12 protein-coding genes are annotated in these 13,691 nt (G+C 59.2%); 5 read left to right on the forward strand and 7 right to left on the reverse strand.

Annotated features, from left to right (window positions below; genetic code table 11):
- The first annotated feature begins 3 nt into the window (after window positions 1-3).
- Window positions 4-2,877 (forward strand): PD40 domain-containing protein, encoded by a 2,874-nt coding sequence (locus MNODULE_RS13390; RefSeq protein WP_168060596.1) that lies wholly within the window; start codon window positions 4-6, stop codon window positions 2,875-2,877.
- A gap of 6 nt (window positions 2,878-2,883) precedes the next feature.
- Here MNODULE_RS13390 and MNODULE_RS13395 read toward each other — a convergent pair whose 3' ends face one another.
- Window positions 2,884-3,474: a type II secretion system protein gene (locus MNODULE_RS13395; RefSeq protein WP_168060598.1), complete on the reverse strand. Its 591-nt coding sequence runs from the start codon at window positions 3,472-3,474 to the stop codon at window positions 2,884-2,886.
- The gene (locus MNODULE_RS13400) at window positions 3,471-6,083 is read right to left on the reverse strand and encodes a DUF6242 domain-containing protein (RefSeq protein WP_168060600.1); all 2,613 of its coding nucleotides are present in this window, start codon (window positions 6,081-6,083) and stop codon (window positions 3,471-3,473) included. The genes MNODULE_RS13395 and MNODULE_RS13400 overlap by 4 nt, the downstream gene beginning before the upstream one ends.
- A gap of 123 nt (window positions 6,084-6,206) precedes the next feature.
- Here MNODULE_RS13400 and hemL point away from each other — a divergent pair, with 123 nt between their 5' ends.
- The gene (gene hemL / locus MNODULE_RS13405) at window positions 6,207-7,490 is read left to right on the forward strand and encodes a glutamate-1-semialdehyde 2,1-aminomutase (protein WP_168060602.1); all 1,284 of its coding nucleotides are present in this window, start codon (window positions 6,207-6,209) and stop codon (window positions 7,488-7,490) included.
- Window positions 7,490-7,888 carry an ATP synthase subunit I gene (locus tag MNODULE_RS13410; protein WP_168060604.1) on the forward strand — a complete coding sequence of 133 codons (399 nt, stop codon included), beginning with the start codon at window positions 7,490-7,492 and terminating at the stop codon, window positions 7,886-7,888. Before hemL ends, MNODULE_RS13410 begins: the two co-directional genes overlap by 1 nt.
- Window positions 7,889-7,899: 11 nt before the next feature.
- Here the strand turns inward: MNODULE_RS13410 and MNODULE_RS13415 are convergent, their stop codons facing one another.
- From MNODULE_RS13415 to MNODULE_RS13435, 5 genes are all read right to left on the reverse strand, one after another.
- Complete coding sequence (locus MNODULE_RS13415; protein ID WP_168060606.1) at window positions 7,900-8,667, reverse strand: slipin family protein; 768 nt, start codon at window positions 8,665-8,667, stop codon at window positions 7,900-7,902.
- A gap of 10 nt (window positions 8,668-8,677) precedes the next feature.
- Entirely contained in the window at window positions 8,678-9,973 is a 1,296-nt protein-coding gene (locus MNODULE_RS13420) for an NfeD family protein (RefSeq protein ID WP_168060608.1), read from the reverse strand.
- Window positions 9,974-10,125: 152 nt separating this feature from the next.
- Entirely contained in the window at window positions 10,126-10,590 is a 465-nt protein-coding gene (gene rplI / locus MNODULE_RS13425) for a 50S ribosomal protein L9 (protein ID WP_168060610.1), read from the reverse strand.
- Between the two features lie 72 nt (window positions 10,591-10,662).
- The gene (locus MNODULE_RS13430; RefSeq protein WP_168060612.1) at window positions 10,663-11,622 is read right to left on the reverse strand and encodes a hypothetical protein; all 960 of its coding nucleotides are present in this window, start codon (window positions 11,620-11,622) and stop codon (window positions 10,663-10,665) included.
- The gene (locus tag MNODULE_RS13435) at window positions 11,615-12,286 is read right to left on the reverse strand and encodes a 7-cyano-7-deazaguanine synthase (protein ID WP_202882210.1); all 672 of its coding nucleotides are present in this window, start codon (window positions 12,284-12,286) and stop codon (window positions 11,615-11,617) included. Before MNODULE_RS13435 ends, MNODULE_RS13430 begins: the two co-directional genes overlap by 8 nt.
- Window positions 12,287-12,539: 253 nt before the next feature.
- On the opposite strand from MNODULE_RS13435, the gene MNODULE_RS13440 reads away from it, so the two are divergent.
- Together MNODULE_RS13440 and MNODULE_RS13445 are read left to right on the forward strand one after the other, a co-directional pair.
- On the forward strand, window positions 12,540-13,271 hold the full coding sequence (locus MNODULE_RS13440) for an SDR family NAD(P)-dependent oxidoreductase (protein WP_168060617.1): 732 nt from the start codon (window positions 12,540-12,542) through the stop codon (window positions 13,269-13,271).
- Between the two features lie 17 nt (window positions 13,272-13,288).
- Window positions 13,289-13,690, forward strand: a complete 402-nt coding sequence (locus tag MNODULE_RS13445) for a 6-pyruvoyl trahydropterin synthase family protein (RefSeq protein ID WP_168060619.1) — start codon at window positions 13,289-13,291, stop codon at window positions 13,688-13,690.
- The last annotated feature ends 1 nt before the right edge of the window (window position 13,691 follow it).

Genomic DNA, 13,691 nt, shown 5'->3' on the forward strand with positions numbered 1-13,691 from the left:
CGCGTGAAGAGGCGCACCCTTTTTCTCAGGCGGTTCTTCCTCTTTGTCCTCCTCTCCGGGTGTATTCCTCTTCCGCTCACCCCACCCAAATTCGATCCCTCGCTGACATGGAAGACACTCGAGACCCCCCATTTCTCGATTCACTTTCATCAGGGGGAAGAGCGGACCGCCGAAGAGGCGGCGCGCCATGCGGAGGAGGCCCACACCCGTTTGACGCAGCGGCTGCATTGGACCCCTTCCGGAAAAACACAGCTGGTGTTGGTCGACCACGCCGACCGGGTCCAGGGAGAGGCGACCCCTTTTCCCTATAATACGATCTACATCAACCCTTATCCCCCCGCCGCCGGAATCCTCACCCCGATCCGGTATCAGAATTGGCTCCGGGCGATCATCTTCCACGAATACACCCACATCGTCCAGCTCGATCAGGCGCACCGGCTTCCCAAGGTGTTCCGATCTATCTTCGGCCGCGTCGTCCTCCCGAATGTCTGGCAGCCCCTCTGGCTGCTTGAAGGATTGGCGACATACGAGGAGAGCGAGGCCGGAACGACCGACCGGTCCGACGGGACCTTCTCAGAGATGCTCCTTCGAACCGCCGTTCTGGAAGATCGATTCAAGTCGATCGACCAGGCGCATCTTCCCGACAGCTGGCCCGCCGGAATGACCCCTTATTACTACGGGGCCGCCTTTCATCGGTTCCTGCGCGAGCGCTACGGAGAGGAGAAGATCGCCGAGTGGAGCAACCGGTACAGCGGCCGCCTCATTCCCTTTTTCATCGAAAGCAACGCGGAGGACGTCTTCGGCAGACGCCTCGGCGCGCTCTGGCGGGAGTGGAAAGATTCACTTCAGGAAAAATATCGCCGGGAGGCCGCGCGTTTGAAGGAAGAAGGGATCACGACCCCTCGCCCCCTGAGCCGTTCCGACTTTTGGAAGCTCGCCCCCGTCCCTTCCCCCGACGGGAGACGGATCGCCTACACCGAGATCAACCGGCGGGAATATCCAAAGATCAAATTCCTCTCCTCCGAAGGAGAATCGAAGTGGAATACATCGGAAGAGAATTCGATCCGGCGAAACTCCGATGCCGGGCTCTCCTGGTCCCCCGACGGAAAATCGATCGTCTTCTCCCAAATGGAGGTCTTCGGAAATTTCTCCACCTACAGCGATCTCTACCGGTTTGATCTGGACGATCGGAAGCTCCGGCGGCTGACGAAGGGGCTGCGGGCGAAAGACCCCGATTTCTCCCCGGACGGACAACGGGTCCTCTTCGTCCGGCAGGAGATCGACCGGAGCGATCTCTGGATCTGGGAAGAGGGAGAGAGCCGTCTCCTCCTCTCCGGCGAGCGGGATCAATTCTTCGCTACCCCGCGCTGGTCGCCCGACGGTAAGCGGATTGTCCTCTCCATCTGGAGCGGGGGAAATCAGGACATCGCGCTTTATTATCTCGAATTGAACCGCCTCGAGCGGGTGATGGAGGATGCGGCGCTCGACCTCACCCCCGTCTGGTCTCCCGACGGAGAAGTCCTTCTCTTTGTTTCCGATCGGGAAGGGATCTTCGATCTTTTTGCCTACACTCTTTCCGGCCGGCAGTTTTATCGGGTCACCCGTCTCTTGGGAGGGGCCTTCACCCCCTTCGTCTCCCCCGATTCGAAGTCGATCTTCTTCTCCTCATACCGCGCAGACGGATTCGAGATCGCGGCGATCCCGTATGACCGATCTTCCTGGAAACCGATCTCCGTCGCGGCCGCGGCGCCGGCGGAAGCGGCTTCCCCTGTGGATGCGCCGCCGATCGAGGAGGCCGGCCGGGTCCATTCCTACTTTGAGCCGGCGACCCTCCTCCCCCGGTTCTGGGTCCCCCTCTTCGGGGTCGATGAAGAAGGGCTGACCGTCGGCGCGCTGACCGGCGGGGTCGATCCGCTCGGGAAGGACCGCTACCTTCTCAATCTCTTTTACGGTTCGGAGAGCGACCGGTTCTCCTATCAGATCGATTACTGGAACGATCATTTTACCCCGACCCTTCATTTCCAGTGGCTCGACCGGGCAGACCCCCATGGGGATCTGCTGATCGAGCCGGACGGGGATGAGAAAACCTACTGGGAGCGGAACCGGCGGTTTCGCATCGAAGCGATCTTTCCTTTCCTCACCTTCGAGCGGCAGTCGTTTATCTCGGTCGGTTATCAGCGGGAGGCGCTCGCGTCGCTGACCGATCTCGGCGCGTCGCTGGTGATTCCGGAAGAGGGGGTCTTAAGCGGGCTTCGTCTCTCTTGGGTCTACAACAGCGCCCATGAATACGGCTTCTCCATCAGCCCGGAAGAGGGGCGGCGCCTCTTTCTCACCCAAGAAATTTTCCGCCGGAAGTTCGGGGGAGATGTCAACCGGCGGCGGACGATCGGCGGATGGCGTGAGTATTACAATCTCCCCTGGCCCAACCAGCTCTTCGCCGCCCAGCTCTCCGGGGGGCTTGCGCACGGCGATCTCCTCGTTCAGCGGAGTTTTCAGCTCGGCGGGCTGACCGCCCCCTTTGCCGATTTTCAGGAGGAGCCCTTCCTCCTCCGCGGCTATCCGGCACGTGAATTCCGCGGCGAGCGAGCCCTTTCCTTCTCGGTCGAATACCGCTTTCCGCTCAGAAACGTCGAGCGGGGATGGGGGACGTTTCCCTTCTTCGTTCGCCGCCTGCATGGAACCGTTTTCGGAGATCTGGGAGATGCCTGGGATGAGGGAGAGGGGGGACCCTCCTTTAAAAGCGGGGTCGGCGGCAGTCTTGGAACCGATTTTTATCTCGGCTATTACATTCCCGTTCGTCTTCAGGGGGGGGTTGCGAGAGGGCTCAGCGAGGAAGGAATCACACTGGTCTTTATCACCCTCGGGAATGCATTTTGATGCGAATCAAAACGGCGGCGGCGAATCGGTCGGATTGAGTCTGGAGGACGAAGGGGGGGAGGACGGGGTTGCAGGAGGGACCGGCGCTTTCGACGGCGGCAGGTTGTGAATCGCCTGCTGCGGATTGTACTCGAAGAGCCATTCCGAATATTTCTTCTTTCCCTCGAAGCTCTTCAACTCTTCCGGAAAATTTCCGATCTTGAGGGGGGTCTCTTCGCTGGCGCTGCGAACCCCCTTCACCCGGCCGCTTCCGTCCCGGAGGAGAACCCACTCCCCCCCGGTGACCGGGTCGGGATAAATCTTCCTCAAATAACGCCGGATTCCCGGAGAGCCGGGATCTTTGATCAAATCCTCGAGCGTCCGGGGATACTGTGAAAAACCGGCCCGGCTGGTTCGATAATAGAGCTCGATCCCCCGCCGGATCGCCTGGCCCCGGAACAACAGCTCCGTCTCCTTCTCCCGCTTGGCGACGGTGGTCAACTGCCGGGCGGCGGTGCCGATCATCGTTCCGATCAGCACGATCGAAAACATCACCGTCAAAAAGGTGAAACCGCGCTGATTGGGTCGAAGCGAACCGGAGCGACTGGCCGCGATCACCGGGTCCTCCTGTAGACTCCGGTCGCCACCGTGCCGGCATAGACGATGCTGTTCTGCTGCGGATCGGCCAGAATCGCATAAACGGGGGAAGCCATCCCGTCATCGAGAGGAATCCAGTGGACCCCCTCGTTGAGGCTCTTGAAGACGCCGGCGTCGGTGCCGACATACATCCCCGATCCGAACGGAGACAGGGCCGGGTCGAAGGTGATGACATGAACACGAATCCCGTTCAAATCGGAAACTCCATTCCAGCTCGCGCCGCCGTCGCTGCTCTTGAAGAGCCCGGCCGTCGTTCCGGCGAAGAGCACCGACGGAAATTCCGGATGAACGGCGAGGGCAAAAACGCTCCGGGCGGAGAGGTCGTCCCCTTCGCCGGGGTTCTCCTCCGTGACACGGACCCATACGTCGGCGCCGTCATCGACCGCCTTAAAAATGCCGTTCTGAAACATCCCGGCCAAAAGGGTCGGCGGACTTCCCGGAAGAATCGCCAGCGTGTGGACGCCGCCGGTCGGCAATGTCGCGCTTACATCGGTATTCATCGGCGACCAGGTGAGATGCCCGTCCGATCCGACCGTCCCCCGGAACACCCCGCCGCCGGAGGTTCCGGCGTAGAGCCGCGTCGGATCGCCCGGATCGACGATCAAGCTGCTGACGAACTTCGTAATCTGCTGGGCGGGCAGGCCGGCCGGGCCGTTCTCTTCCCGCCAGCTGGCGCCGCCGTCGAGACTTTTATAAACGCCGTCGCCGGAGAGCGCGGCATAGAGGATTCCCGGCTGATCGGGGTGAGCGGCCAACGCCTGAACCTCCCGGGAGGCGAGCCGCGTGTTCACGGCGGTCCAAGCCCTTCCCTGATTCACACTCTTGAAGACCCCTGCGGAGCCGCCGGCGTACAAGACATTTCCGGAAGTGGAAATCATCGATTTGATCGATGCGGCCGGAAGGGGGTTCGAGATGTTTTCCAGACTTCCGAGGTCGATCGCCGTCCACTGGCCTCCCCCGTCGGTGCTCTTAAACAATGTTCCCACCCCTCCCGCATAAAGAAGACTTTGATTTTGAGGATGAATCAGAATAGCCCGGATATCGGTCGTCGTCAATCCCTGGTTGATCGTCGACCAGGCGGCTCCTCCATCGGTGCTTTTGAAGATCCCGCCGGTCGCGCTGGTCGCATAGAGGATCCGGAAATCGCCTGGATCGATCATAATCGATGTCACCGATTCCATGGACGGAGCGCCGATGGAAACCCAGCCGCCCGTTCCATCGGCGCTCCCCTGATAGATCCCCTCCGGCGTCCCGGCGTAGAGAATACCCCTCGGCCCGTCGAGAGTCAAACTCAGAATCCCCAACCCGGTCAGACCGGTGTTATTTAAAACCCAGTGATCGCCGCCGTCGACGCTGCGATACACCCCTCCCCGCGTTCCCGCATAAAGGGTCGGCACACTGGTGTGCGGCACGGTCGGGTCGATCAACAGGGCGGAGAGATCGAGGCCGTCTCCGGTCCCAAGACCGGTATTGCTTGCCTTGCGAAACTCACCGGCCGGCCCGCTGGAAAAGACCCCTCCCCCGCCGGTTCCGACATAAAGGGCGGTCATCCGCGTGGGGGTGGCCGACACTTCCGGAGAAGGAGCCGTCGGATTCCCGTTTTGCGTTACAACATAGTAATAGGGGGTCCCGTTGGAGATATTGATCGTATCGGTAAAGGAGGTCCCGGTGATCCCATCTTCGATCAGATTCAACGGATCTGTGACATCAACGCCTGCGACTACATCACGATAGACGCGATATGTCCCTGCGCCGGAGACGGTTCCCCACCGAATCGTATTCTGGCCGTCTCCCGCCGTCACCTTGGTTGCGCTGGGGGGAGGATTCTGGCCGGTCACGTTTTCCGGAACGGCTGAAACCATCGCCGAGGGGGTCGTTTCTTCCCCGCTCACAACGGCGGTCACAACATAATAGTAGGGGATTCCATTCGTCAGACCGGTATGGACATAACTGAGCGCCACCGGATCGGATCGATCGATCAGCGTCCATGTTCCGTCAAATGAAGGAGGGGTCGTGCAGCCGGGACAGTCCCGGAAGTAGAGCTTGTAAGCGGCGGCATTGGGAACCGCATTCCAGCTCAATGAATTGCTCGCATTTCCGGCGCTGACGTCGATGCCGCTCGGCGGAGCATAGGGATGGAAGGCGACCGCGTAGGCGGTGTTCTGGGCCAGACCCGATCCGATGATCTGCCAGGAAGCGCCGCCGTCCTCGGTCTTGAAGAGCTCTCCCCCCGCCAAAGCGGCGTAAATCTTCAGCGGATTGATCGGATCGACGATCAGGGAGCGGACCGGCTGTCCCGGAAGGCCCCGGTTGGCGGCGCTCCAGGTGGCGCCGCCGTCGGTCGTTTTATAGACGCTGACCGTGGAGCTGGCGGCATAAATGACGTTTGAATTGGTCGGATCGGCCGCCAAGGCGTAGAAAATCCCCTTGGATAAGTCGCTTGTGTCGCTCCAACCGGTCGGTTCCGGCGACTCGCGCGGGCCGGTGTTTCGGGGATCGTTGCTGCAACCTGCCAAGAGCGCGAAAAGAAAGAGGGAAAAAATACCGCTCTGCCATCCTTTTTTCATCATTATCCCTGGAAATACTCATCAAAAGGATAGTCGAAGAGTCCAGTACTGTCAACGCGTTCGGCCTCGACTTGACTTGCCTCCCTCCTTTCCTTAGAATGAAGCAACATTTCTGGAGCTTGGCGGATGAAACGAGAAAAATCGGCGGCCCTCTTTCAAGAGGCGGAGAAGCGGATTCCGGGCGGGGTCAACTCCCCGGTTCGGGCCTTCAAATCGGTCGGCGGAAACCCCCTCTTTATTAAAAAAGCGAAAGGAAGCAAGATCGTCGATGCGGACGGAAACCGTTTCATCGACTATGTCCTTTCATGGGGACCGATGATCGTCGGCCACGCCCATCCGAAAGTCGTGGAGGCGATCAAAAAAGCGGCCGAAAACGGGACCAGCTTCGGCGCCCCGACGGCCTTGGAAATCGATCTCGCCAAATCGGTCCAGGCCAACTTCCCGCTGATGGAGCGGGTCCGCTTCGTCAACTCCGGCACCGAGGCGACGATGAGCGCCATCCGCCTGGCGCGCGCCTTCACCCGGCGGAACAAGATCATCAAGTTCGAAGGCTGCTACCACGGCCACGCCGACTCCCTTCTCGTAAAAGCCGGATCGGGCGCGACCACCCTCGGCATTCCCGATTCTCCCGGCGTTCACCCCGACCTCGCGCGCGACACGATCACCCTTCCCTTCAATAATTTAAAGTTGCTCCAGAAGACCTTGGAACAGGAAGGAAACCAGATCGCCTGCGTGATCGTGGAGCCGGTCCCGGGGAATATGGGAACGATTGTTCCGGAAGACGGTTATCTCCCCGGATTACGGGAGCTGACGCGGCCGTTCGGGACCGTGCTGATCTTCGATGAGGTGATGTCCGGCTTTCGGATCGCCCCCGGCGGTGCGCAGGAGCGTTATGGAATCCGTCCCGATCTGACCTGCTTGGGAAAGATCATCGGCGGGGGACTTCCGGTCGGCGCGTACGGCGGAAAGCGCGAAATCATGGAGATGGTCGCGCCGGTCGGTCCGGTGTATCAGGCCGGAACCCTTTCCGGCAATCCGATCGCCATGGCCGCGGGGCTGGCCACCCTTTCTCTGTTGAAGGATTTGAGCGTGTATGAAAAACTCGAACGCCGCGCCGCCGATCTGGCCGAGGGGCTCGCCGACGCCGCGCGGAAAGCCAAGATCTCCGTTCAAATCAACCGGGTCGCCTCCCAGATGACCCTTTTCTTCAACAGCAACAAGGTCGCCGACTACACGACCGCCCTCCAGTCGGACCGGGACCGCTTCTCGAAGTTCTTCCTCGCCCTTCTGGAACAGGGGGTTTATCTCCCCCCTTCCCAATTCGAGGCCTTCTTCCTCTCGACGGCCCACAGTCCATCCGATATTGAGCAGACCGTCGCGGCGGCCTACCGGGCGTTCAAAAAGCTCTAATGACGACGCAGCCCCGCCCGTCTCCCCCTCCGTTTGACCGCGAACAATTTCTGACGCGGAGCAATCAGGCGCTTCACCGAATCGAACGAAACGGGCTGATCATTCTGGCGGTGATCGGATTGGTGACCCTTCTTTTCTTCGGCGCGTTCGGGGCGTCGATGATGATCGGCGGGGTTCTGGGGATGTTTAACTTTCGAAGCCTCCACCGGATGTTCCAGCGAAGACTGATCGATCCCTCCCGCCGGCATAAAGAACAGCTGGTCTACAGCGGAAAGGTCTTCTTGATTGTCGGTCTTTTCTTTTACATCATCCAGTGGAAGGAGATCAGCGTCGCCGGCATCCTCATCGGCTTTTTTTTAATCACCAGCTCGGTCTATCTGGAGACCCTCCGAAAATAAAATCGGGTCCCTTACACTTTTTTGAAGAACGCCGTCACCAGATCGATCGGGATCGGAAAGATGATCGTCGAGGTTTTGTCGCTGGAGAGCTCGATCAATGACTGCAGGTAGCGCAGCTGCAGCGTCGCCGGCTCCGAGCTGATGATCCGGGCCGCGTCGGCCAGCCTCTGCGCCGCCTCGAATTCCCCTTCGGCATGGATGACCTTCGCCCGCCGCTCCCGCTCCGCCTCGGCCTGGCGCGCGATCGCGCGGAGCATCTCTCCCGGAAGATCGACGTTCTTCACCTCCACCGCCGTCACTTTGACCCCCCACGGCTCGGTCTGATCGTCGATGATCCGCTGCAGCTGCGCGTTGATCTCCTCCCGCTTGGAAAGGAGGTCGTCCAGCTGGCTCTGGCCTAACACGCTCCGAAGCGTCGTCTGGGCGATTTGGGAGGTGGCGTAGAGAAAATTCTCCACCTCCAGGATCGCCTTCGGCGCATCGACCACGCGAAAATAGATCACGGCGTTCACCTTCACAGAGACGTTGTCCCGCGTGATGATATCCTGCGCCGGAACGTCCATCGTGACCGTTCGCAGGCTGACCCGCTCCATCTTGTCCAGGATCGGGATCAAGATGATCAGCCCCGGCCCATTCCCTCCGTAGAGGGCGCCGTCCTTCGAATACCGTCCCAGGCGAAAGACGACCGCCCGTTCGTACTCCTTCAAAATCCGCAAACCATTGGCCAGGATGAAAAATAGAAGCAACAACAGGGCAACAACCGGAAACGTCAATGGCATCTCATCCTCCTTATTTTTTGATCTTCCGCACGCGCAGCTTCAACCCGGTCACCTTCGTCACCTCCACCTCTTCGCCCTTCGCGACCGGCTCGTCGCTCTCCGCCTGCCAGATCTCCCCGTGGATGCGAACCATCCCGCGCGGCGCGAGATCGGCGATTGCCACGCCGATTTCTCCGACCATCCCCTCTTTTCCGGTCACCGTGCTGCCGCGCTGCGCGCGCCAAGCGGCTCGAATAAAGACGAGGGAGACCAGAAGAACCATCGCCATGGTCGATAAAATCACCGCCGGCGAAATGCGAAGGGCGGGAAGATCGGTATCCATGAGCATCAGCGAGCCGAAGAGAAAAGCGGCGATTCCCCCCAGCCCCAGAATGCCGAAACTGGGGACCAGCGCCTCGGCGATAAAAAGGCCCACCGCAAGCAAAATCAGAAGTAGCCCGGCATAATTGATCGGCAAGGTCTGGAAGGAATAAAAGGCGAGGATCAACGAAATCGCCCCGACCACGCCGGGAAAGATCGCCCCCGGGCTGTAGAGCTCCGCAATCAGGCCGGTAATGCCGACCAGCATCAAGATGTAGGCGACATTCGGATCGGAGATCGCCTTCAAGATTCGAAGCCGCAGGCTGATCGGGTTTTTGACCACCTCGGCGTTTTCCGTCGAGAGAACCTGTTTTCCTGCGGCGGTCGTCACCGTCCGGCCGTCGATTTTTTTGATCACTTCTTCAAGATCATCTGCGACGAGATCGACGACGTTCAATTTCACCGCTTCTTGCTCGGTGATGGAGACCGATTCCCGGACCGCTTTTTCGGCCCACTCCGGGTTCCGGCCCCGCCGCTCCGCCAGCGATCGGATATAGGCGGCGGCGTCATTCGTGATCTTCTTCTTCATCTCCTCATCCATCTCTCCCCCGCCCATCGCCACCGGGTGGGCCGCGCCGATATTGGTGCCGGGGGCCATCGCCGCGACATGCGCCGCGAGGGTGATGAAGACCCCCGCCGATCCGGCCCGCCCGCCGCTGGGGGCGACATAAACGACGATGGGAACCTCCGAAGCGATCATCGCTTTGATGATATCCCGCATTGAGGTATCGAGCCCGCCGGGAGTATCGAGCTGGATGATCAGCGCTTCGGCGCCGGCCTGCTCGGCCTGCGTGATCGCCGTCGTGAAGAGCTCGGACGACACCGGATTGATGATTCCGTCATAGGTAACGACATGAATCGGCTTCGCCTCGGAAATCAGAGGGAAAGAAGAAATAAAAAAAACCGATAGAAAAAGAGAAAAAAGGGATTTACGTAAAGGCCGCATGGGATAAATCTTAGCCCTTTGCCGGAGGGGAGTCAAGAAAGGGGAATGGGATGAGGGTGGTAGGGGCGAGGCGGCGCCTCGCCCTGGGTAACCGGCGGATCGTCCCTACATGAGGGGAAAAGCGGCGCGGGGGAGGAGACCCCCACGCGCGATTATCCTTCTGTTTCGACCGCTTCCGACTTGATGACCTCGACCTTGACCTGGGCGGTCACGTCGTGATGGACCTTGACGGGAACCATGAAGGTCCCGATCTCCTTGATCGGCTTCTCAAGCTGGATCCTTCGTTTGTCGATCTCAAAACCCTGAGCCGCAATGGCGTCGGCGATATCCTTGGAGGTGACCGACCCGAAGAGCTTTCCCTCCTCGCCGACCTGGACCGGAATGGAAACGGAAACGGCGCTGATTTTCTTCGCCTCTTCCTCCGCCGCCGTCTTTTCTTTCTTGATCCGGTCGGCGATCACTCTCTTTTCGTGCTCGAGCGATTTGATGTTCTTCGTCGTGGCCAGCGCCGCCATATTTCTCGGAAGGAGAAAATTTCGGGCATAACCGTCCGCCACGTTCACGAGGTCGCCCATCCGCCCCAATTTATCGACATCTTCTCTTAAAATCACCTTCATAAAGCGCTTCTCCCTTCGCCGGATAGATTGCAAGACGAGGCCCGGCGGGGTGCCGGGCCGAATTTCGCTATTTTATTGGAGCGCGGCCGTCTTGTCAACGTCTATATCGATCCGCCTCAGATCCTCCTTGGCGACATCATAGAGGGTCCACCCCTTCTGATTGAGGGTCATCACGATCTGCCGCTTCCGAAGGCTCTGTTCGATATCAATGGAGGAAGGGGGCTCATTAAAACCGTTATGGAAGTGATAGAGGCCGACCACGCGCTCCCCGAAGGGAATTTTCCCAAGCGCCTCCTTGAATTGATAAGGGGAGAGGAGATAGCGCGACTCGGAAAGGGCCTCGAAGGTATCGATGAAGTTGTCGATGAGGCTCTGCTTGATCGGACCGCTCAGCCGTTCACTTTTCAGAGCGGAGACCAGATCGCTCCTCCATTTCTGCTGCACCCCGACCTTTTCGAACACCTCCTGGGCCTCTTTATCATCGAGGAATGCGATGAACTGCGACACCGAATCCCCTTTTTCTCGAAGCCGGCCGAGATAAATTTCATTCAGAGAGGTGATCTCATAAAGACGGATCGACGGATTTCCCTGCCGGTACGAGAGGGTCAAGATTCCTCCGAGCTCGCTTTGGCGATGACGGCGGGAGGCCGCCAAGCGATCGTAAATCTCTTGACCGATCTCCGGAGATTCGAGCGCCACCCTCAGATCGCGGTGGGAAACCTGGTTTAAGTCGAACCGGTAAAGATGATGGTCGGCGATCTCATAAAAATGCCCCATCAATGTGTAAGGAAATTCGTGGGTCGCGATTTTGTAGAAGATCGGAATCCCTTGGACGAAGGTCCTGTTTCCCTTGTAAAGCCGCTCCAGCGGCGGCTCGGCCGGGTAAATGAACTGGGTCGAAAGTTGAAGGTAGCAGATCAGAAGGGGGATCAACCAATAGTCGTTCAGTTTTCGGCGGAGCCGATTCGGGAAGGTCCGGCTTCGCCGCTCCCAACCGGACGGGTCTGGGAAGGTTGCGGCATTGTCAGTCATGAGACTTTCCTTTCACGCTTGGCATCGATCGATACGTGGTTGGATCTGAGAGGCCGGCGGCCCGGAAAGCCCGCATCCGCTCCGCGCACTTGTTGCAGTTTCCGCAATGGGCCCTCCCCTTCGGCGCGATGCAGGAGAAGGTGAGGAAGAGGGGAAGAGCGCGCCCGCGCTCCAGCACCTCGCGTTTGGAGAGCTGCGCATAGGGGGTGACCACCGTGAGGGGGGCCCGGAGACCTTCCGACAGGGCGGTCTCCATCGTCCTGAAAAAAAGGGGGGTGCTGTCGGGGAAAGGATTCCCCTTCAGAATGCCCGACGCGATGAAGGCGATCCCTTGCAGCGCCGCGTACACCGCCGCTTTCGAGAGAAGAATGATATTTCTTCCCGGAAGGTAGACAGCCGCATCCTCCGATTCAAAGGACGGGATTTTCTTTCCGGTCAGGCTCCAATGATCGGGGTAGATATCCCGAAGCGGCAGGTCGACGATCTTAAGGGGGGCGATGGTCTTGAAGGCGATTCTTTTGAGGTAACGGCGGAGCCAGTGAAGCTCGGCCTTCTCCCAGGCAAATCCGTTCCGGATATAGAAGGGGACCACCGCCGTAAACTGAGCCGACAACTCCGACACCAGCACCGCGCTGTCGATCCCGCCGCTGACTAAAGCAAGCACCTTTTCTTCTCTGCCTCTTCCCTTCCGACCTTTCATACCAGCCTGGACTTCCGAGATAGGAGCCGATTCTAACAAAGTGCTTTCATCAAATCAATTCCGAAGTTGTATTTCGATCAAATTTTCTGGCACAATATTGTCCGATACCGACGGAAATCTTGACACCCGGCAAAAAAGGGAAGACCCGATCCCTCCTTGATCTTTTCCGCCCCGCATACTATCATAGCGAAATTCTGCAAACGGGAGCAATGCTCGAATGAAACTCAAAGGAAAGACGGTCCTCGTCACCGGTGCCGGCCGCCGGGTCGGGAAATCGATCGCGCTGGCCCTCGCCGAGAAAGGGGCGCAGGTGGCCATCCATTACAATCGCTCCAAAAAAGAAGCTCGAACGGTCGTCAAAGAGATCGAGAAGCGGGGGGGAACCGCGCATGCCGTTCAGGGAGATCTCGCCAAAGGGCGCGACTGCGAGCGGATCGTTCAGGAGACGGTCAAGGTCCTCGGCCGCCTCGACGTTCTGGTCAACAATGCGGCGGTCTTTTTTAAGACCCCGCTCTTCGAGGTCACCGAGAAGGATTGGGATCTCACCCTCGATTCGAATCTCAAGGGAAGTTTCTTCTGCGCCCAGGCGGCGGCGAAGGCGATGCAGAAAGAGGGGGGGAAGATTATCAACTTCGCCGACTGGTCCGGCTTTCGCCCCTACGTCGATTATCTCCCCTACTGCATTTCGAAGGCGGGGGTGATCGCGATGACAAAAGGCCTCGCCAAGACATTGGCCCCCAAAATCGAGGTGAACGCCATCGCCCCCGGCCCGATTCTCCTCCCCGAGAACCTCGACCCGATGGAAGAGGAGGAGATCTCGCGGAATACGCCGCTGAAGAAGGTCGGATCGCCGCAGGACATCGTGAATGCCATTCTCTTCTTAATCGAGGGGACCGATTTCATGACCGGCGCGACGATTGTCGTCGACGGCGGACGGCTGATTGCTTAATTTGAAAGGGACAATCGATGTATAAAGTCACCCGCGAAATCCATTTCTGCTATGGCCACCGCCTTCTCAACTACAGCGGCAAGTGCCGCCATCTTCACGGCCACAACGGCAAGGTCGAGATCGAGCTTTATTCTGAAAAATTGAACGAGCTGGGGATGGTCCGCGACTTCGAGGAGATCAAGCAGGTGGTTCAGGTCTGGATCGACGACAACCTCGACCACAACATGATCCTCTGCCGCCGCGACCCGCTGATCCCCGCGCTGGAGGAGAGGAAGGAGCGCTACTACCTCATCGACGAAAACCCCACCGCCGAGGCGATCTCGAAGCTGATCTACGACTACGCCGTCTCGCAAAAACTTCCGGTCTCCGAAGTGCGCCTGTGGGAGACGCCGAAGTCGTTTGCGAGTTACCGAAAGTGAC

This window comes from Candidatus Manganitrophus noduliformans, from assembly GCF_012184425.1.
Classification (GTDB): Bacteria; Nitrospirota; Nitrospiria; order SBBL01; family Manganitrophaceae; genus Manganitrophus; species Manganitrophus noduliformans.

What these genes read in the sequence shown, in the direction of transcription:
- MNODULE_RS13445 (WP_168060619.1), top strand. Translation starts at nt 13,289, where the DNA reads ATGTATAAAGTCACCCGCGAAATCCATTTCTGCTATGGCCACCGCCTT.
- rplI (WP_168060610.1), bottom strand. Translation starts at nt 10,590, where the DNA reads ATGAAGGTGATTTTAAGAGAAGATGTCGATAAATTGGGGCGGATGGGC.
- MNODULE_RS13440 (WP_168060617.1), top strand. Translation starts at nt 12,540, where the DNA reads ATGAAACTCAAAGGAAAGACGGTCCTCGTCACCGGTGCCGGCCGCCGG.
- MNODULE_RS13420 (WP_168060608.1), bottom strand. Translation starts at nt 9,973, where the DNA reads ATGCGGCCTTTACGTAAATCCCTTTTTTCTCTTTTTCTATCGGTTTTT.
- MNODULE_RS13410 (WP_168060604.1), top strand. Translation starts at nt 7,490, where the DNA reads ATGACGACGCAGCCCCGCCCGTCTCCCCCTCCGTTTGACCGCGAACAA.
- hemL (WP_168060602.1), top strand. Translation starts at nt 6,207, where the DNA reads ATGAAACGAGAAAAATCGGCGGCCCTCTTTCAAGAGGCGGAGAAGCGG.
- MNODULE_RS13430 (WP_168060612.1), bottom strand. Translation starts at nt 11,622, where the DNA reads ATGACTGACAATGCCGCAACCTTCCCAGACCCGTCCGGTTGGGAGCGG.
- MNODULE_RS13400 (WP_168060600.1), bottom strand. Translation starts at nt 6,083, where the DNA reads ATGATGAAAAAAGGATGGCAGAGCGGTATTTTTTCCCTCTTTCTTTTC.
- MNODULE_RS13415 (WP_168060606.1), bottom strand. Translation starts at nt 8,667, where the DNA reads ATGCCATTGACGTTTCCGGTTGTTGCCCTGTTGTTGCTTCTATTTTTC.